Raw genomic sequence first — 17,846 nt, 5'->3', positions numbered from 1 at the left:
GGTCGCGGCCCTTCATGGCCAACTCGACGACCTCGAAGGGGTTTCCCGCGGTGATCGCCCAGCATTCGCGGCAGAACATGTCGTCCGCGCCGGAGCCGAGGGCGTCGCGCACGATGCGCGCCACAGCGCCGGTCGTCAGCGGCGCCAGCTCGTGCGGGCGGGTGCCGCGGCGCGCCATGAGCGCGCGCAGGAACGCGGCGTCGGCCGGGATCTCGTCCGGCCTGCACGCCACGATGATCAGCATGGCGAGTTCTTCGGCCCGCGCCGCGAACGACGTGAGCCAGGCCAGGGACTCCGCGTCCGCCCAGTGCGCGTCGTCGAGGACGAGCACCACCGGCGCGCTCCGCACGGAGAGTTGGGTGACGACCCAGTCAAGGCCGTCGCGGACGCCCTGCGGGTCGGGTGCTGTCGGGCCCTGGGCGGCGGCGGTCAGGCCGAGCGCCGGCGCGACGATGTCGTACCAGGCGCCCAGCGATTCGCGCCGCTCCCCTTCCGTCATGGCCGCGTACGCCGGCTGGATGAGCTGGCGCATGACGTGGAACGGAACCTGCTTCTCCTGTTCGCCGCCGCGTGCGAAGAGCACGGTGCAGCCCCGCTCGGCGGCGTGCCGCCGGGCCTCGGCCAACAGGGTGGTCTTGCCTATGCCTGCCGATCCCGCGAAGGTCAGGACGCCTCCGCGGCGGGTGGCCGAACCGAGGTCGGACCCTCCGCACAGATCGTCCACGGCGCGCTGGATCGCCAGGATTTCGGACTCCCGCTCGAGCAGGGGCCGGGACGCCCCTCCTCTGGGTTCAGCGGCATACGACATTCTTGTTGCCCCCTCCTGCGCGTGCGGCCGAGTGTATGGCCCTGGGGGGCGAGATGTTCTCGATTCAAGTTGTATTCCCGCATCTCGCCACTCGTGCGAGTGCAATGCTGTACCCTCCGCTCACGACGGCGCCCACCGGTGATCAGGAATTGGCGGGAAGCCGCCCCAGCCGGGCGCAAACGATCTGTCCTCGTCAGCGTCGCGGCAGTGGGATCAGGGGCAGGGCGCTGGGCTGCGGAATTCCGGCCGGCACTTCCCGCACGGTGACGCCGGGGGCGGGTGTCAGCCTCCACCGCGACGTGACGGCCGCGATCGCGGTCATGATCTCCGCGACGCCGAACGTGTCGCCGATGCACTTGTGCTGGCCCGCCCCGAACGGGATGTACCGGTGCGGCCTCGGCCGTTTCTCGGCGCCGGGCTGCCAGCGGTCTGGGTCGAACACCCGGGGATTGCGGAAGAGCGCCGGATCGCGGTGCAGGGCGTACGGGCTGTAGGCCAGCTCGGCGCCCTCGGGGATCGCGATCCCGCCGAGCGTGAGCGGGGCGAGGGCGCGGCGGGTGAACAGCAGGGGGGAGTGCAGCCGCAGCGCCTCCTGGAAGACGTGCCGCGTGTAGCCGAGCGCGGGCAGGTCGGAGGGCCGGACCGGCCGGTCGCCGACGACGGCGTCGACCTCGGCCTGCAGCCGCTCTTCGACGGCCGGGTGGCGGCTGATCTCGTACAGGGCCCACGCGAGGGTGGTCGCGGAGGTCTCCGTGCCGGCGAGGAGGAGCGAGACGACCTCGTCGCGGACCTGCTCGGGCGGCATGGCGGCGCCCGTCTCGGGGTCGGTGCTCGACATCAGCAGGGTGAGCAGGTCGTGGCGCTCCTCCGGCTGGGGCTCCCCGTACTGGCGGATGACGTCGTCGATGACGGCCCGCAGCCGCTCGGCGGCCGTGTCGAAGCGCACGTTCGGCGGGATGGGCAGCCGGTCCAGCGCCTTGGGCATGACCGCGCGCAGCAGCATGCCCTCCAGGACGACAGGCAGCGAGCGGTGCACCTCGTCGACGGCGGGGCGGCTCAGCTCGCCGGAGAAGACCATCTCGGCGACCGAGGACACCGCGTAGCGGCGGGTCTCGGTGAGGATGCACACCTCTCGGCCGGGCGCCCAGGAGGCGGCCATGGCGACCGCCTGCCGGCTCATCGTCTCGGCGTACCGGGCGATGTGGTTGCGGTGGAAGGCGGGCTGGATCATCCGCCGCTGGCTGCGGTGGAACGCTCCGTCCGTCGTCACGATGCCGTTGCCGAAGACGGGCCGCAGCCGGTCGAAGATGCGTCCGCGGCCGAACTGCTCGGCTCTGCCGACCAGCACCTCGTGGACCAGCTCGGGGCTGGTCAGGAGGTGGACGGGCCAGGTGCCGATGTCGAGGCGGACCACCTCGCCGTGGTCCCGGAGGGACTCCAGGAAGGCGATGGGCTCCCGCCACAGGGGGACGGCGTGGCCGAGAAGGGGTAACCGCCCCGGCGCGGCCGGGGCTTGGACTCCGGTGGCTTCCAGTCCTGCGTGTGCCATGGCCCGACCCCCTGTCATGCCACCGATACCAGGTCCGGACGGGTGTAGGCAGACTCCAGCCCGGCCGCGAAGCGTTCGTCGCGGTACCGCGTGCACTCGTAACGCTGCCACAGATCGGCGCCGATCATCCAGTCTTCGCAGCTGTGCACGTACCGGGCCACGGCGTCCCGGAGCGGGGGGTCGGTCGAGGGGTCGGCGTCGAGCACCTCGAAGAGGCGGCGGCGGCCGGCCAGGTACTCCTCTATGCGGACCTGGATGCGCTGCTCGACGGCGCGGACGGCGTCGGGCAGGGAGCGGCCCTCCCACGCGGCGACGAGGGAGACGAGGTTGTTGGTGTCGCCGCAGGAGTGCTCCTTCGGCAGGGAGAACACGTCGTTGCCCCACGAGATGACGTCGAGGACGCTCGCGACGAGCTGCCGGAGCTCGCGCATCTCGTGGACGTACTGCGGCAGGTCGAGGCCGAGGCCGGCCTCCACCATGTCCATCATCGGCAGGATCTGGGAGCTGTGCCGGCGCAGGAGGATGTACTCCTCGACGGTCGGCCGCCCGCTGCCGCCCCGGTTGCCGGCCTCCTGGTCCAGCGAGGCCAGGACGAGCCGGACGTGCGTGCGGTAGCGGGTCGCGGCGTCCGGGGACAGTCCCGCCAGGATGCGGTCGCAGAGTTCGGCGAATCCGCTCACCAGGGGGTTGCGGGCGAGGTCGGGGCTGGTGATGCGGCCCGTGTCGAGGTACTCGGTGATGGCGCCGACCACGGGCCGCCAGGCGGCGACTTCGCCCTTCCTGATGAGGTGGTCGTGCTGGTCGTCGAGGACGAACGACCAGGCCATCCACTGGGCGAGCAGCAGGACCCGCTCATAGGGCGCGTCCCCGCTGACCCGGCCGGCGAGATGACCGCAGCCGATGCCCGCGAACTGGTCCACGGCACTCGTCACGAGTTCGTGGCGGACCACCCACGAGGTGGCTTCCGCGTTTGCCCGCGCGGCCAGCGGGTGCTTCGCGTTGCCGAATGGCAGGTGGAAATCCGGCACGGAGAAATTCTGCAGCGGTGGCATTTGGCTCCCCCCAAAGACGTCTGATTCACCGATGGTCGCCCGGTCGGTTGCCCGGGCGTCACGACCTGGAACGTTCCTCCCTCATGAAGAATCGTCACGGGGTCAGGGTGGTGTCAGTGGGGAGGAACCGGCCGCACGGCGACTGGTTCCGGCCATCCGTAAAGCAATTAACACCCAGAAGGGCGCGGAGTGTCAATGTAGGCCACGGGAAGATGGTGAATTGATCCCAAAAACACCACGGGGTGTTCACCTCAAATATGTGGGCGGCATAGTCACGGCCGGTTGCACGGTCCACGGGACCGGCGGGACGGCGCGCGCGGGGGCGCACGAGCGGTCGTGGGCGCGGGATTGTGGCCGAAGAGCGCCTGGGGGCAAAGGCGTTCGGCCTAGACTTGGGACCGGGCGGTACCGCCCGGGAGGGGTGGGGAAGTGACCGAGCACCGTCCGTCCGATCCGTACCATCCGGCGTCCGACGGCCCGGAGGGCGACGTACTCGGCTCCTACCTCGAAGACCTGCGGGACCGCCTCGGCGGCGCGCGGTTCGAGGCGCTCATCCGGGCCGTCCAGGCCACCTGCGCCCTCCTCGGCGACGGCCCGCGGCCGGTGCTGGAGGTCCCCGGCGGCGGACTCCCGCCCGACCTGCGGCGCGAGTACGTGGCCCTGCTGGCGGTGATGATCACCGGGCGGGCGGACCACCGGCTGGTCGAACTTCCCTCAGCCGACGGGGACACGGGGTGGGCGGTCGTCGACGCCACCGCCGCGGATGCGCCCGCCCCCGGACGCCTGCACGTCCGCGCGCAGCCGGACGGCGTCGCAGGCCCGGCAGGCCGCCTGCCGACCCGGGCGCATCCGCATCGGCTCCCGGGGCAACGCGGTTAGGCGCTTGCCCGACCTCGCCGTGCGGTGCTGTACGGCGCTGCACTCAGCGGGAGTTGGAGCCCACCGCCGCGTTGCGCCAGACGGTGACGTCGAGGGTGAGGTACTTGCTCGGCGAGTCCTCCGGGGAGATGCCCCGCACCGTGACCAGGCCGAGGTGGCCGGTGCCGGTGGTCACGCAGACCTGCCGGCCCGAGCCCAGCTGGTTGATCTTCACGTTCTGCGTGAACCGGGTCTCGGCCCGGCACGTGGCGAGCGACCCCTCCTGGCCGGGGTCGAGCAGGACGAGCGATCCGCCCTGGGCCTCCGCGTCGAGGTAGCTGCCGGTGTCGTACGAGAGCTCGTAGCCGCCGTCCTCGCCCTTCTGCGGGCGGAGGCTCTCGTCGCCCAGGGTCAGGTGGTAGCCCGCCACGAGGTTGATGCCCTTGTACTCGGCGGGCTGCGGATCGGGCCGGGGCGCTGCGCCGGACGGCTTGGCCGCCGATCCCGCGCTGCCGCTGCCGCTGCCGCTGCCGCTGCCGTCGGCGCCGGCGCTGCTGCCGGCGGCCTGGGAGCCGCTGTCCTTCCCCTTGACCACGTTGTAGCCGACGGCGCTGACGGCCACGGCGAAGCCGATGGCCAGGGCCGCCAGGACGGCGCCGCGCGGCTTGCGCTGGGCGACCTGCGCCGGCGGGACCTGGAACTGGCCGGTGTGCCCGGGATACGGGTGCGCGGGGGTGAACTGCGGTGCCGTGTAGGGGCCGGCCGGCTGGTACCCGTGCTGCGGCGGGTATGCGGGGGGTACTGCGGGGGCGTGCTGCGGCGCGGCCGCCGGAGTGTACGGGGCGCCCGCCGGGGAGGTCGCCTGGTGGGCCACGCCGCCCGGAGCGGTGGACTGGTGGGCCACGCCGCCGGGGACGGTCGGCGGATGCGCCGGAGGAGCCGGAGTGGTCGCCGGCGCCGCGGCGGGCGGGGCGGGTGCGGCGGCCGGGGCAGCGGAACGCGCGGTGATCTCCGCGGTCACCGCGGCGGGCAGCCAGTCCTCGGCCCGGCGCAGCGTCGTGGCGTCGTTCGCGGACTGGCACAGGGCGATGACCTCGGCCACGCTCGGCCGGTCGGCCGGATCCTTGGCGAGGCAGCGGGTGACGAGCTCGGACAGCCGTTCCGGCACCCCGGAGAGGTCCGGCTCCTCGTGGACGATCCGGTACAGCACCCCGTGGGAGGCACCCTCGCCGAACGCCGGCGCGCCGGCGGCGGCGTACGCGGCGACCTGCCCGAGGGCGAAGACGTCGGTCGCCGGGCCGACCCCGCGGCCCGCCGCCTGCTCCGGCGCCATGAAGGCGGGCGTGCCGACGGCGACGCCGCTGCCGGTGAGGGAGGTCGCGTCGGCGGCGTGGGCGATGCCGAAGTCGATGACGCGCGGGCCGTCGGCGGCCAGCAGCACGTTCGACGGCTTCAGGTCCCGGTGCACGATGCCGGCGCCGTGGATGACCTGGAGCGCCTCCGCGATGCCGGCGACCAGCAGCAGCACGGTCTCGACGGGCAGCGCCCCGTGCGCGGACACGGCGGCGGCCAGGGAGGGGCCGGGCACGTAGGCGGTGGCCAGCCAGGGGTGCGGGCCGTCGGTGTCGGCGTCGATGACGGGAGCCGTGAACAGGCCCTGCACGCGCTGCGCGGAGCGGATCTCCTGTGCGAAACGCCGCCTGAACTCCGGGTCTTCGGCGAACTCGGGCCGGATCACTTTGACCGCGACCGGGCGGCCGCCCGGCGTGTGCGACAGGTACACCTTGCCCATGCCGCCGGCGCCGAGCCGGGCGGCGATGCGGTATCCCGCGACGGTGGCGGGGTCATCCGGGCCCAGCGGCTCGAAGTGCACCGGCCTGCCGGTGCCTTCCATGCCGCCGCCCCCGCGCGGATGCTGACCGTTCATCACCTTGTTGCTCCCAAGTCCTGCACGTTCGATGCGCACCGCACCCTATCCGAGTCGGGACGCGGCCCGGGATGCCGAGACGGCCCATGCGATGACACGTGTCCGACAGGTCGATCGGCGGAGCGGGCGCCGTGCGACGCCGGGGAGTCCGGCAGCTGCCGCCCCTGCGTCACCCTGCGTTGGGATGCCTGCCATACACGGCCCCTAACTTCCTCGACGCCAGCCCGCTCACCGCTCCCCAGCCACCGGCCCGACCGGGCCCGGGGCGACCCCCTCTCCGAGGAGTGACCGTGGAACGTCGTACCTTCCTGCGCGGCGCCGTCGTCGGCACCTCCGCCGCGGCCTTCGGCGGCACGCTCATGCGCGGCGCCGCGTACGCGGCCCCGGCCCAGCCGGGCGCCGGCCCCTACGGGGCGCTCGGCGCGGCAGACGCCAACGGCATCATGCTGCCCGCCGGTTTCACGAGCCGGGTCATCGCCCGGTCGGGCCAGACCGTCTCCGGCACCTCCTACACCTGGCACAAAGCCCCTGACGGCGGTGCCTGCTACGCCGACGGCACCGGCTGGATCTACGTCTCCAACTCCGAGATCAACCCCTCGGGCGGGGCCAGCGCGGTCCGTTTCAACTCCTCCGGCTCCATCACCTCCGCCTACCGGATCCTCTCCGGCACCCGGCAGAACTGCGCGGGCGGGAAGACGTCGTGGAACACCTGGCTCTCCTGTGAGGAGGTCAGCCTCGGCTACGTGTACGAGACCGACCCGTGGGGCGTGAACGCGGCCGTCCGGCACCCCGCGATGGGCCGGTTCAAGCACGAGGCGGCTGCAGCCGACCCCGTCCGCCAGGCGGTGTACCTGACGGAGGACGAGTCGGACGGCTGCTTCTACCGCTTCCTCCCCACCACCTGGGGCAACCTCTCCTCCGGCACCCTCCAGGTCCTCAAGGCCGGCTCGGGCACCTCCGGCTCCTTCACCTGGCAGAACGTCCCGGACCCGGACGGCTCCCCGACCGCGACCCGCAACCAGGTGTCGGGCGCCAAGCGCTTCAACGGCGGCGAGGGCTGCCACTACGCCAACAACACGGTCTGGTTCACCACCAAGGGCGACAACCGGGTCTGGCAGCTCAACCTCTCCTCCAACACCTACGAGCTGGCCTACGACGACTCCCTCGTCGTCGGCGGCGGTGCCCCGCTGACGGGCGTGGACAACGTCACGGGCTCCTCCTTCGGCGACCTGTACGTCGCCGAGGACGGCGGGAACATGGAGATCTGCGTGATCACCCCCGACGACGTGGTCGCACCGTTCCTGCGGATCACCGGCCAGTCCTCGTCCGAGATCTGCGGCCCCGCCTTCTCGCCGGCCGGCGACCGCCTGTACTTCTCCAGCCAGCGCGGCACGAGCGGCAGCTCCTCCGGCGGCATCACCTACGAGGTCACCGGTCCCTTCCGCACCTGACCGCCACCCGGGCCCGCCCGGCCTGCGCCCGCCCGACCCCTCGGGCAGGGCCGGGCGGACCCGGTGGCATGCCGCGCCCGACCCGGGGTAGGCGCTGGCACCCGAGGACGTGCAGGGAAGGGGATGCCTCATGGCCGGTACGGACATGGCCCGGTTCGTCGGGTTCAAGGTCGACGCCTCCGACGGCCACATCGGCAAGATCGACAGGCACAGCGAGTACGTGGGCCGGCAGTTCATCGTGGTGGACACCGGGCCGTGGATCTTCGGCCGGCACGTGGTGGTGCCCGCCTCCCTCGTCGCCCGCGTCGACGAGGAGAACGAAACGGTCCACCTGTCGGCCTCCCGGGACCAGGTCAAGCACTCACCCGAGTTCGAGAGCGGCCGGTACGAGGACGACGTGGCCCTGCTCCAGGTCATCGAGCGCTACTACGACGGCCACACCTGAGAGGCGGAGCCGCCGGCCGTGCTGCCGGCCTCCGGCTTCACCCCCGTGCCGACCGCTGCCGTGCCCGCCGCAGGTACCGGTCCAGGGCGTCCGGGTCGTCGAGGACATCCTGGTCGCCCTTGCCCACGGGCCGCCCGTCGACCTCCAGGGCCGGTGTGGCCTTGATCCACGAGCTGCTCACGGCACGGTCCGCCGCCTCCACGAAGTCCCGGTGCGTGCCCGTGCGCACTGCCTCGTCGAAGCCTGCGTCGCGCAGCCCGTCCACGGACGAGGCCAGCGAGAGCAGTGTGCCGCCGGTGAATCCGCCGCGCCTCTTCGCCGCCGCCTGCCCACGGTGCAGCACCTCGTGCAGCTCGGCGAACTTCCCCCTGTCCAGGGAGGCCCGCAGTGCGTTGACCGCCCGCTTGGACCCGTTCCCGAGGAACGATCCCAGGACGTAGTGCACCTGGACGTCGCCCTCGGCAGCCATCCTGCGCAGCCGCGGCCCGCTCCCCTCCGTCTGGAACTCGGCGCATCCCGGGCAGCTCGGGTCCTCGTAGACCCGGACGGTCACCGGCGCCCCCGGGTCCCCGACGACCACCGTGTGCCCTTCCGTGCCGAGCGCCGCGGCCACCGGCCCGGTGTACCCCTCGTCCGCCCGGCTGCCCCACCGCGCGGGCAGGCACCCCGCGGCGGCAGGCACGATGACGGCCGCTCCCACACCGGCGAGCACCGAACGTCTGCTGAGCTGCACGAACATTCCTCCCCTGGTCCAAAGGGGGAAGCGTACGCAGCCCCCTCCGACCTGCCTCGCCCGGGGTCCGGCAGACATGCTCCGCGCGGCGGAAACCGGCGGAAATCCGACGGGGCGCGGCGGGCGCCTGCACAGCCGCGCGGCACCTGGGACCCCGGTCAGAGCCGGGCCGGTGTCGGGGCGGCGGTGCGGCCGACGGGTGTCGCGAACCACGCCGCCCAGCCGGCGAGCTCCTCGGCGTCCGCCGCGGAGCGGCCCGCCCAGGCGATGTGGCCGTCGGGGCGTATGAGGAACAGTCCCCGGCCGTAGGCCGCGTAGGCGCTGATGCGGGCCGCCCGCAGGTGCGGCAGCGAGGGCACCTCCTCGGGCAGGTCGGTGTCGACGGCGAGCAGGGTGAAGTGCGGGCCCCGGAAGAGGTCGAAGAGCCGGATGCCGTCGCGCCGCCCGTCGGGTGCACGGTCGCCGGCGACGAGGGCGCCCTCCGGCAGCCCGGTCCGGGTCTCCCGGCTGAGCGGCGACTCCCGCAGGTGTATGCCGAGCTGCCGTGTGGCTGCCCCGCGGCGGTCCTGGCCGCGGTGGATCCGGGTCGACAGGCCGAGCATTTCGGCGGCCTGCGGCCGACGCTCCTGCTCGTACGTGTCGAGCAGGGCCTCGGGGGCGCCGTCGTGCAGGACCGCGGCCAGCTTCCAGCCCAGGTTGTAGGCGTCCTGCACGCTGGTGTTCAGCCCCTGCCCGCCTGCGGGTGAGTGGATGTGGGCGGCGTCCCCGGCGAGGAAGACCCGGCCCTCGCGGAAGCGGTCGGCCAGCGCGGCGTTGACCGTGAAGTCGGAGGCCCAGCGGACCTCGCGGACGTCCTCGGCCCTTATGTGCGTGAGGCCGGCTATCAGGGCGCGGACCTCGTCCTCCGCGGGCTCGGCGCGGGTCCCGTGGTACTGGCCCACGAACTGGAAGAGCCCGGTGCGGGGGAGGGGGCACAGGGCCGCGTACCCCCTGCTGCCGTCCTCGGCGGGCGCGAACAGGTGCCAGTGGTCGCGGTCCAACGAGTCGATCGCGACGTCGGCGACGACCAGCGGGACGGGGTCGACGCGCTCCCCGGTCATCCCGATCCCCGTGAGCCGGCGGACCGTGGACCGGCCTCCGTCGGCGCCGACCGCGTACCGGGCGCGCACGGTCCGAGTCGCCCCGTCGGCCACCGCCAGCTCCGCCGTCACCCCCTCACCGTCCTGTGCCATGCCGGTCAGCGCTGTCCCGAAGGACACCTTGCCGCCCAGCTCGTGCAACCGGGCCAGCAGCACTTCCTGGGTCGCCCACTGCGGAACCAGCCACGGCTCCGCGTACGGCTCCTGCTCGGTGGCCGCGACCTCCTCGAACATGCGGTGCTCGCCCAGCCGCACCCCCTCCTTCCACGCCATGCCGACGGGCGCCGGCCCGCCCCGGTCGAGGACCGCCCCGAGGACGCCGAGGTCTTCGAACACCTCCAGCGTGCGCGGCTGGATCCCCTTCCCCCGCGAGCCCGGGAACAAGCCTGCCGAGCGCTCGACGACCAGCGGCCGCACCCCGCGGCGCGCCAGGTCGCAGGCCAGCGCGAGTCCGGTCGGCCCGGCCCCGACGACCAGCACCCCGCTCCCTGCCGGTTCCCTCCCCGGCCGCCCACGGCGCTGCTCCGTCCCGGTCTCGGCACCGCTGCCCGCGGCCGCCACCCCGTACGCATCCATCTCCCTGCCCCCGTTTCCCTTCGTTCCGGCGTGAGCATCCGCGCGCACCCTGCAGCGTTTTTCCTTAACGCCGTTAAGGAGCGCACATCGCAAGTGTGTCCTTAACGTTGTTAAGCTGTCAACCCCGGAAGCAGCAGCCCGAAGAGAGGCAGCGATGACCCCCAAGCCCGACCGCACACCCCCGCGCGTCCCGCCCCTGAGCCGTGCGACGGTCGCCGAAGCGGCGCTGCGCCTGCTGAACGAGACGGGCCTGGAGAAGCTCACCCTCCGCGCCATCGCCGCCGAGCTGGACGTCAAGGCCCCGGCGCTCTACTGGCACTTCAAGAACAAGCAGGAACTCATCGACGAGATGGCGACGGAGATGGTCCGCCGTATGACGGCCGACGACGCCGGCCGCAAGCCGGAGCCCGCCGCAGACCGGGCCGGCCCGGAGGGTGGCGGCGGCCCCGGCTGCGCCTGGCGCGAGCGGCTCCTCGCCGCGAACCGCGCGCTCCGCCGCGCGCTGCTCTCCTACCGCGACGGCGCCCGCGTCTTCAGCGGATCGCGCTTCACCGGGACCGACCACGCCGAACACGTCGACGCCCAGCTCAGGGTCCTGGTCGAAGCGGGCTTCGAGCTGCCCCAGGCCGTCCGCACGCTGACGACCGCCTTCCTGTACACGCTCGGCTTCGTCACCGAGGAGCAGGGCGTCCACCCGGTGCCGGGGGAGCGCCGCGAGGGCTTCGACGTCGCCGAGCGCAGTGCGCGACTGGCCGCCCACCCCCTGGCCGCTGCCGCCGGCCCCCACCTGTTCGAGGACTACGACGCCCACTTCGAGGAGGGGCTCGGCCTCATCCTCGACGGCGCAGCCGCACGGTACGGGATCGCGATCTGAAGTGGCTGTCCGCGGACCACCACGTGGTGATCATCGAGGCCGCGGACGAGGTGCTGCCGGGCGACGCCTGCGGGCAGCGGCTGCTCTTCACCACCCTGTTGCGGGAGGGACGGCGATGGTCCTCCAGGCAGCCCCAAGGCGGAGAACGCAGCAGACTCGTCGTGACCATGTCGCGCGACGCCGCATCCGTTCCGTCCCTGAAGGAACGGCTGCGGTCTCACCTTCCGGAGGCGCACCACCCGGGGTGACCCGTCCGGGGCTTTCGAGCGTTCGCGGCCATCGCCTCACGGAGCCCCCGCCGCCCTATGCACCCGCGTGCCCCGCAGGGCCGGGGACGTCGGCGGCGTCGCCGGAGGCCGCCGCTCCCGCCGTGTCCACGGCGGACGCGGCCGCCGCAAGGTCCCCGTCGCCCTCCCCGAGGTCCGGGATCTGCTGCTCCGACCAGATGACCTTCCCCTCGGGCGTGTACCGGGCCCCCCACCGCCGGCTCAGCTGGGCGACGAGGAACAGCCCGCGGCCTCCCTCGTCCGTCGTCGTCGCGTAGTGCAGGCGCGGGGAGCTGCTGCTGCCGTCGAAGACCTCGCAGGTCAGCACCCGATCCCGCAGGAGGCGTACGCGGACCGGCTCGGCGCCGTGCCGGATCGCGTTCGTGATCAGCTCGCTGAGCACCAGCTCCGTGCCGAACACCAGCTCCTCCAGGCCCCACTCCTCCAGCTTCGCGGTCGCGGCGGCGCGAAGCTGCCCCACCGCGCTCGGCTCGAACGGCACGTCCCATTCGGCGATCCGGTCGGCCGACAGGGCCGACGTACGGGCGACGAGCAGGGCGACATCGTCGCGGGCCCGCACCGGCAGCAGCTCGGCGAGGACCGCCCGCACGGTGTCCTCCGGGCTCGGGCCGGCACGCGAGAGGGCGGCGCGCAGCAGGTCGAGCCCTTCGTCGATGTCCCGGGTGCGGTCCTCGATCAGCCCGTCCGTGTACAGGACCAGTCGGCTCCCCTCGGCCAGGTCCAGTTCGGCCGACTCGAACGGGAACCCGCCCAGGCCCAGCGGCGCGCCGGCCGGCAGCTCCGGCGCCTCCACCGTGCCGTCGGCGTGTACCACGAGAGGCGGGACGTGCCCCGCGCGCGCCACCGTGCAGCGCCGCGCCACCGCGTCGTAGACGGCGTACAGGCAGGTGGCGCCGAGGAGGCCGCCTTCGGCGCCTCCGCCCTCGCCGTTCTGGTCGGTGTACTGCACGAGGTCGTCGAGGCGGGCGAGCAGCTCGTCGGGCGGCAGGTCCAAGGAGGAGAAGTTCAGGACGGCGGTGCGGAGCCGGCCCATGGCGGCCGCGGCGTGCAGGCCGTGCCCGACGACGTCGCCGACGACGAGCGCGACCCGCCCGGCAGGCAGCGGGATCACGTCGAACCAGTCGCCGCCCACCCCCGACTGCGCGGGCAGGTAGTAATGGGCCACTTCCACGGCGCTCTGCTCCGGCAGGTCCCGGGGCAGCAGGCTGTGCTGGAGAGTGATCGCCACGGCGTGCTCGCGGGTGTAGCGGCGGGCGTTGTCGATGCTGACGCCGGCCCGGGCCACCAGCTCCTCCGCCAGCGACAGGTCCTCCTCGTCGAACGGCTCCGGCTTCTCGGAGCGCCAGAAGTTGACCACGCCGAGGACCACCCCGCGGGCCTTGAGGGGCGCCGTGATCAGCGAGTGGATGCCGTAGTCGATGACGGCCTGGGCCCGCGGCGGGTCCTGCGCGTACCAGCCGGGTGCCTTCTTCAGGTTGGCGATGACCTCGGCCCTGCCGCTGCTCAGGCCCCGTGCCTGCGGCGTGGACGGCAGAAAGTCGATCACCCGGCCGCGCGGGTAGAGCGGGATGTCCTCGCGGATGCCGCTGACGCCGGTGCGGCGCAGGTCGCCCGGTGCGGCGGTGGGCTCGTCGCCCCGCAGGACCGGTTCCGCCAGGTCGACGGTCGCGAAGTCGGCGAACCGCGGCACGGCCACGTCGGCGAGCTCCTGGGCAGTGCGCTCGACGTCCAGGGTGGTGCCGACGCCGACACCGGCGTCGTACAGCAGCCGCAGCCGCCTGCGGGCCGCCTCGGCGCGCGTACTGAGCACCCGCATCTCCGTGGAGTCCCGGATGGTGACGGCCATGCCCTCGGGGCGGCCGCGGGGGCGGGTGGGGCGCTGGTTGATGACGAGCAGCCGCTCCCCGGCCTCCAGCACCTCGTCGGTCGCCTCGCGGCCCGAAAGCACCAGGCCGGCGAGGTTCCCGTCGAGTTCGGCGAGCTCGCTGATGTGCCGGCCCTCGGCGTCGGGCGGCAGGCCGAGGAGTCGTTTCGCCTCGTCGTTCGCGAGGAGCAGGCGGCCGTCGCGGTCCGTGATCAGGACGCCTTCGCGCACCGCGTGCAGCACCGCGTCGTGGTGTTCGTACATGCGGGTCATCTCGAGCGGGCCGAGGCCGCGGGTCTGCCGGCGCAGGCGGTTGCTGATCAGGCCGGCGCCCGCGGTGCCCAGTGCCAGGCCGGCCGCGCTGGCGCCGAGGATCACGGGGAGCTGGCGGTCGACGAGGCCGCTGACGTTCTCGACGGTCATGCCCGCCGACACCAGGGCCTCCACGGGGCCGCTGCTGCCCTCGGCGAAGACGGGCACGACCGCCTGGATCTCCTTGCCGAGAGGGCCGTCGACGCTCTCCACGTGCACCTGCCCGGCGAGCGACGGCTCGATCGTGCCGACGAACCGCTTGCCGATGCGGTCGGGGAGCGGGTGGGTGTAGCGGATCCCCTGGGTGTCCATCACGACGATGAAGTCGACGCCCGCCGCCTTGCGGGTCTCCTCCGTGAGCGGTTGCAGGATCGCGGACGGGTCCGGGGACTCCAGGGCCTCGCGCAGCCCGAGGGAGTGCGCAAAGGTTTCGGCGACGGACACCGACCGGTTCCGGGCCTCGCGCTCGACATCGCTGCGGGACTGCAGCACCAGCGCCAGCACGGCCCCGGCGGCGAGCAGCACCACGATCGCCACCTGGAGGACGAATACCTGTGTGGCGACGCTCCGCGGGCGCTTCCCGCTCAGTGACCGCACCGATGTCCCCGGCACGGGTTGCAAGGCTGGGTCACGAGACCATTTGTAGCACTGTCGCCGGGTGAGGGCCGGGAGCGGCGGACGGGCACGTCGGGCGGCGCCGTGTCATCGGCGGGCGCCGGAGCCGCGGCGCGGAGCTGCTCCCCGCCCCGCGCCCTCCTGAAACCGGCCTCCGCCCGGGCCCGTTGCGGTGGCTCCTGCTCCGCACTGCCGCGCCTCCCACGCGGGCGGGGCCGGGTGGGCGCCTCGCTCGCCGCCGGGCCTGGATGCCCTCCCCGAAATATCTTGACGTCGAGATTGATGTGCGGCAGGCTACCGCGAAGTATCTCGACATCGAGATACTTTTCGCGGGGGAGCGGAGGCCTGGCATGCGGTGGTGGGGGCGCCCCGAGGGGCTGGTGGCGCAGATATGCCGACCGCCCGGCGGGCGGGACGCGCGGATCATGCTGCTTGCGCAGTTGCTCGACCGGGTCGGGACGGGTGTGTGGGCCGCCTCGTCCGTTCTCTACTTCACCTATGTCATCGGGCTCGGCGCAGGGCAGCTGGGGCTCATGGTCGGGGCAGCAGCCGTGGCCGGCATCGCCGGGTCGCCCCTCGCCGGACACCTCGCCGACCGGTTCGCCGTCCGCCCCATGCTCATCGCCTGTCACCTGGTACGGATGGTCGCGCTGTGTGCGCTCCTCTCCACCACCCGGTACGAGGCCCTGCTCCTGCTTGTCGCACTCACCCACCTCGGCGACCGGGCGGCCAAGACGCTGGAGATGCTCTTCGCCACCCGCGTCGCCGGCGAGCGGCGCGGCACCTACCAGGCGCTGTCGCGCAGCGCCGCCAACGCCGGGTACGCCGTCGGTGCGGGCATTGCCGCCCTCGGGCTGGCCGTGGGCACCCGCGGTGCGTACGAACTGCTCATCCTCGGCAACGCCCTGTCGTTCCTCGTCGCCGCGCTGCTTGTCGGGCGTACGAGCGAACCCCTCGGGCACGGGCGTCTCGTCGCCCCGCCCGGGGAGGAAGCGCCTCCGGCCGGGGCGGCCGCGGAGCGGGGCGGCGGCAGTCCCTGGCGGGACAGGGGGTACCTCCGGTTCGTGGTGTTGGACATTCCCATGAACCTCGACGACTCCCTCCTCAACGTCGGGCTGCCGCTGTGGCTGATCCACCACACCGACGCGCCCCACGCGCTCGTACCGGCCGTCCTCGCGGTCAACACCGTCCTCACCGTGCTGCTCCAGCTGGCTGTCTCCGCCCGGGTCCACGAGCCGGAGCAGGCCGCGCGGGCCGCCGGCTGGTACGGGCTCGCCGTGCTCGGCGCCTGTGTGCTGCTCGCTCTCACGCCCGCCCGCGGTGCCTGGGCCGCCTCCGCCGCCCTGCTGGCCGCGGCGGTGCTCGTCACCGCCGCCGAGCTGGTGCGCTCGGTGTCCTCGTGGGAGCTCGCCGTCTCCCTCGCGCCCCGGGAGGCGCGCGCCTCGTACCTGGGCGTCGCGGGGATCTCCCCGTCCGTCCAGAAGGCCGTCGGCCCGCTGCTGCTGACCGGCGCGGTCATGGCCGCGGGGCCCGCCGGGTGGCTCGGACTCGGGGCTGCCGTCGCCGGCCTGTCCCTCGTACAGCGGCGTGCGGCCCTGCGGCGCCTGGCCGCCCTCCGCCACCGATCGGCCGCAGGAGGCAGGGCCGCAGCCTTCCCGGGCGGGAGCGAACCGGTCCGGGCCGGCTGAGCTCCGGCGCGGAGCCCTCGCGGCGGGCCACAATGGCGTCGGGACGCGCAGCCCGGCGCGGCGGCAGCCCGCGCGGGGCGTCCGGGCGGGTCCCCACGGTGAGCCCATGCCGTCGGCCCGGTGAATTTTCTTCCCCGGGCCGGGTATGCGGGCATCGGCAGCCCCGAGGGCAGGCAGGAGACGGAGCGCGATGGTGCGGCGGTTCTCGTTCGATGCGACCGCGACGGAGGCGGTATCCGCCGGCGCCGCAGGGGAGGGCCCATGAGCGAGGACGTCCGCAGGCTGTCCCTCGGCGCAGGCACCTCGGGGATCGTCGCCCGGTGCCGCGACTTCACCCGGCAGGCGCTCTCCGACTGGCACTGGTCGATTCCGCCCGCCGCCCCCGTGACGGCTCCTGGCGCCGCAGGGCGCCATCTGAACGGCGTACGCCCCCCGTCGGCGCCGGACGTCTGGGCGGCGGCCGTCGAGGACGTCCTGCTGATGGTGTCCGAGCTGGTCGGGAACGCCTGTCTGCACGCGGGCGGCCCCGACGACTTCGTCCTGCGCCATTCGGACGGCCTCCTGCGTGTGGAGGTCGGCGACGGGAGCCCCGAGCGCCCCCGCCGCCGGACGAATACCGATCCCGCCCTTCCGGGCGGCCACGGCCTGCTGGTCGTCGACCGCCTGGCGCGCAGCTGGGGCTGGGAGGCCTACCCCGACGGGCGGGTCGGAAAGACCGTGTGGGCCGAGGTGGCGGCCCCCGCGCCCCCGCCGTGAGGAGGAGCCGCGCTGCGGCGGGGCCGCCCGGCGGCCCGCCGCAGCGGCGGTCACGCGTCGTCTTCCAGGAGCCCGGCCCGCAGCTTGGCCAGGGTGCGGCTCAGCAGCCGAGACACATGCATCTGCGAGAGGCCCAGCCGCTCGCCGATCTCCGACTGCGTCAGCTCGTCCCCGAAGCGCAGCGAGAGCAGCGTCCGCTCGCGCGGCGGCAGCGTCTCCAGGATAGGCTTGAGCGACTCCAGGCACTCGATCCGGTCGTACGCGCCCTCGTCCGCGCCGATCACGGCCCGATGGCCGACGTGGGCGCGGCGCTCGCCCTCGTCGCGCTCCGGCACGTCGAGGGAGCGCGCCGAGTAGGCGTGCGACGCCTTCAGGCCCTCCGCGAACTCCTCCTCCGAGACGTGCAGGTGCTCGGCGATCTCCGCGTCCGTGGGCTCGCGTCCCAGTTCCTGCTCCAGCGCGTCGTGCGCCTTCGCGGTGTCGATCCGCAGCTCCTGGAGCCGGCGGGGCACCCGGACGGCCCAGCTCGTGTCGCGGAAGAACCGCTTCATCTCGCCGGTGATCGTGGGCAGGGCGAACGTCGTGAACTCCACCCCGCGTTCCGGGTCGAACCGGTTGATCGCCTTGATCAGGCCGATCGTGCCGACCTGGACGATGTCCTCCATCGGCTCGCTGCGTCCGCGGAAGCGGCGGGCGGCGTACTTGACCAGGCTCAGATTGAGCTCCACGAGCGTGTTGCGCACGTACGAGTACGCGGCACCGCCCTCGTCGAGCGCCCGCAGCCTGCGGAACAGGGTCTCCGACAGGGTACGGGCCTCGCCGGTGCTGACGCCCAGCGTGTCCTGCGGGATGCCTTCGGTGACCTCGGTGCTGTGCATGCTCGCTCCTCCGACGGGCGGTCGCGCCGCAACG

The 17,846-nt window shown here is 73.4% G+C and carries 14 protein-coding genes and 1 pseudogene; 7 read left to right on the top strand and 8 right to left on the bottom strand.

Translation table 11 applies throughout. The features are described from left to right. Positions 1 to 292: 292 nt before the first annotated feature. The 3 genes and pseudogenes from MUK52_RS33120 to MUK52_RS02450 form a co-directional block, all read right to left on the bottom strand. Positions 293 to 808, bottom strand: a pseudogene (locus tag MUK52_RS33120) (AAA family ATPase); the annotation flags it as partial. 193 nt (positions 809 to 1,001) lie between these two features. Beyond that, the gene (locus MUK52_RS02455) at positions 1,002 to 2,357 is read right to left on the bottom strand and encodes a cytochrome P450 (protein ID WP_284574380.1); all 1,356 of its coding nucleotides are present in this window, start codon (positions 2,355 to 2,357) and stop codon (positions 1,002 to 1,004) included. 14 nt (positions 2,358 to 2,371) lie between these two features. Further along, positions 2,372 to 3,385: a terpene synthase family protein gene (locus tag MUK52_RS02450; protein WP_246042519.1), complete on the bottom strand. Its 1,014-nt coding sequence runs from the start codon at positions 3,383 to 3,385 to the stop codon at positions 2,372 to 2,374. Positions 3,386 to 3,838: 453 nt separating this feature from the next. Here MUK52_RS02450 and MUK52_RS02445 point away from each other — a divergent pair, with 453 nt between their 5' ends. Further along, positions 3,839 to 4,288 carry a hypothetical protein gene (locus MUK52_RS02445; RefSeq protein ID WP_114055469.1) on the top strand — a complete coding sequence of 150 codons (450 nt, stop codon included), beginning with the start codon at positions 3,839 to 3,841 and terminating at the stop codon, positions 4,286 to 4,288. A 43-nt stretch (positions 4,289 to 4,331) separates the two neighbouring features. On the opposite strand, the gene MUK52_RS02440 is transcribed toward MUK52_RS02445, so the two are convergent. Next, positions 4,332 to 6,194: a serine/threonine-protein kinase gene (locus tag MUK52_RS02440; protein WP_284574378.1), complete on the bottom strand. Its 1,863-nt coding sequence runs from the start codon at positions 6,192 to 6,194 to the stop codon at positions 4,332 to 4,334. A 290-nt stretch (positions 6,195 to 6,484) separates the two neighbouring features. Here MUK52_RS02440 and MUK52_RS02435 point away from each other — a divergent pair, with 290 nt between their 5' ends. Together MUK52_RS02435 and MUK52_RS02430 are read left to right on the top strand one after the other, a co-directional pair. After that, complete coding sequence (locus MUK52_RS02435; RefSeq protein ID WP_284574377.1) at positions 6,485 to 7,645, top strand: alkaline phosphatase PhoX; 1,161 nt, start codon at positions 6,485 to 6,487, stop codon at positions 7,643 to 7,645. A 130-nt stretch (positions 7,646 to 7,775) separates the two neighbouring features. Beyond that, positions 7,776 to 8,090: a PRC-barrel domain containing protein gene (locus MUK52_RS02430; protein ID WP_114055472.1), complete on the top strand. Its 315-nt coding sequence runs from the start codon at positions 7,776 to 7,778 to the stop codon at positions 8,088 to 8,090. A 37-nt stretch (positions 8,091 to 8,127) separates the two neighbouring features. On the opposite strand, the gene MUK52_RS02425 is transcribed toward MUK52_RS02430, so the two are convergent. Both MUK52_RS02425 and MUK52_RS02420 read right to left on the bottom strand, forming a co-directional pair. Further along, positions 8,128 to 8,823, bottom strand: a complete 696-nt coding sequence (locus MUK52_RS02425) for a DsbA family protein (RefSeq protein ID WP_284574376.1) — start codon at positions 8,821 to 8,823, stop codon at positions 8,128 to 8,130. Positions 8,824 to 8,981: 158 nt separating this feature from the next. After that, complete coding sequence (locus MUK52_RS02420; protein WP_114055474.1) at positions 8,982 to 10,538, bottom strand: FAD-dependent monooxygenase; 1,557 nt, start codon at positions 10,536 to 10,538, stop codon at positions 8,982 to 8,984. Positions 10,539 to 10,692: 154 nt separating this feature from the next. On the opposite strand from MUK52_RS02420, the gene MUK52_RS02415 reads away from it, so the two are divergent. Further along, on the top strand, positions 10,693 to 11,412 hold the full coding sequence (locus MUK52_RS02415) for a TetR/AcrR family transcriptional regulator (protein WP_114055475.1): 720 nt from the start codon (positions 10,693 to 10,695) through the stop codon (positions 11,410 to 11,412). A gap of 23 nt (positions 11,413 to 11,435) precedes the next feature. Further along, on the top strand, positions 11,436 to 11,660 hold the full coding sequence (locus MUK52_RS02410; protein WP_114055476.1) for a hypothetical protein: 225 nt from the start codon (positions 11,436 to 11,438) through the stop codon (positions 11,658 to 11,660). A gap of 55 nt (positions 11,661 to 11,715) precedes the next feature. Here the strand turns inward: MUK52_RS02410 and MUK52_RS02405 are convergent, their stop codons facing one another. Next, a complete protein-coding gene (locus tag MUK52_RS02405) occupies positions 11,716 to 14,463 on the bottom strand; it encodes a SpoIIE family protein phosphatase (RefSeq protein WP_284581635.1) in 2,748 nt (915 codons plus the stop codon). A gap of 377 nt (positions 14,464 to 14,840) precedes the next feature. Here MUK52_RS02405 and MUK52_RS02400 point away from each other — a divergent pair, with 377 nt between their 5' ends. Beyond that, positions 14,841 to 16,178, top strand: a complete 1,338-nt coding sequence (locus tag MUK52_RS02400; RefSeq protein ID WP_284574374.1) for an MFS transporter — start codon at positions 14,841 to 14,843, stop codon at positions 16,176 to 16,178. Between the two features lie 261 nt (positions 16,179 to 16,439). Beyond that, positions 16,440 to 16,934 (top strand): ATP-binding protein, encoded by a 495-nt coding sequence (locus MUK52_RS02395; RefSeq protein ID WP_114055477.1) that lies wholly within the window; start codon positions 16,440 to 16,442, stop codon positions 16,932 to 16,934. A 50-nt stretch (positions 16,935 to 16,984) separates the two neighbouring features. On the opposite strand, the gene MUK52_RS02390 is transcribed toward MUK52_RS02395, so the two are convergent. Beyond that, the gene (locus MUK52_RS02390; protein ID WP_174250513.1) at positions 16,985 to 17,812 is read right to left on the bottom strand and encodes a SigB/SigF/SigG family RNA polymerase sigma factor; all 828 of its coding nucleotides are present in this window, start codon (positions 17,810 to 17,812) and stop codon (positions 16,985 to 16,987) included. Positions 17,813 to 17,846: the final 34 nt, after the last annotated feature.

This window comes from Streptomyces sp. 2P-4, assembly GCF_030167965.1.
GTDB lineage: Bacteria > Actinomycetota > Actinomycetes > Streptomycetales > Streptomycetaceae > Streptomyces > Streptomyces globosus_A.
This window is presented reverse-complemented; position numbering and strand designations above follow the sequence as displayed.

What these genes read in the sequence shown, in the direction of transcription:
- MUK52_RS02455 (WP_284574380.1), bottom strand. Translation starts at nt 2,357, where the DNA reads ATGGCACACGCAGGACTGGAAGCCACCGGAGTCCAAGCCCCGGCCGCG.
- MUK52_RS02390 (WP_174250513.1), bottom strand. Translation starts at nt 17,812, where the DNA reads ATGCACAGCACCGAGGTCACCGAAGGCATCCCGCAGGACACGCTGGGC.
- MUK52_RS02440 (WP_284574378.1), bottom strand. Translation starts at nt 6,194, where the DNA reads ATGAACGGTCAGCATCCGCGCGGGGGCGGCGGCATGGAAGGCACCGGC.
- MUK52_RS02395 (WP_114055477.1), top strand. Translation starts at nt 16,440, where the DNA reads ATGAGCGAGGACGTCCGCAGGCTGTCCCTCGGCGCAGGCACCTCGGGG.
- MUK52_RS02415 (WP_114055475.1), top strand. Translation starts at nt 10,693, where the DNA reads ATGACCCCCAAGCCCGACCGCACACCCCCGCGCGTCCCGCCCCTGAGC.
- MUK52_RS02400 (WP_284574374.1), top strand. Translation starts at nt 14,841, where the DNA reads ATGCGGTGGTGGGGGCGCCCCGAGGGGCTGGTGGCGCAGATATGCCGA.
- MUK52_RS02430 (WP_114055472.1), top strand. Translation starts at nt 7,776, where the DNA reads ATGGCCGGTACGGACATGGCCCGGTTCGTCGGGTTCAAGGTCGACGCC.
- MUK52_RS02420 (WP_114055474.1), bottom strand. Translation starts at nt 10,538, where the DNA reads ATGGATGCGTACGGGGTGGCGGCCGCGGGCAGCGGTGCCGAGACCGGG.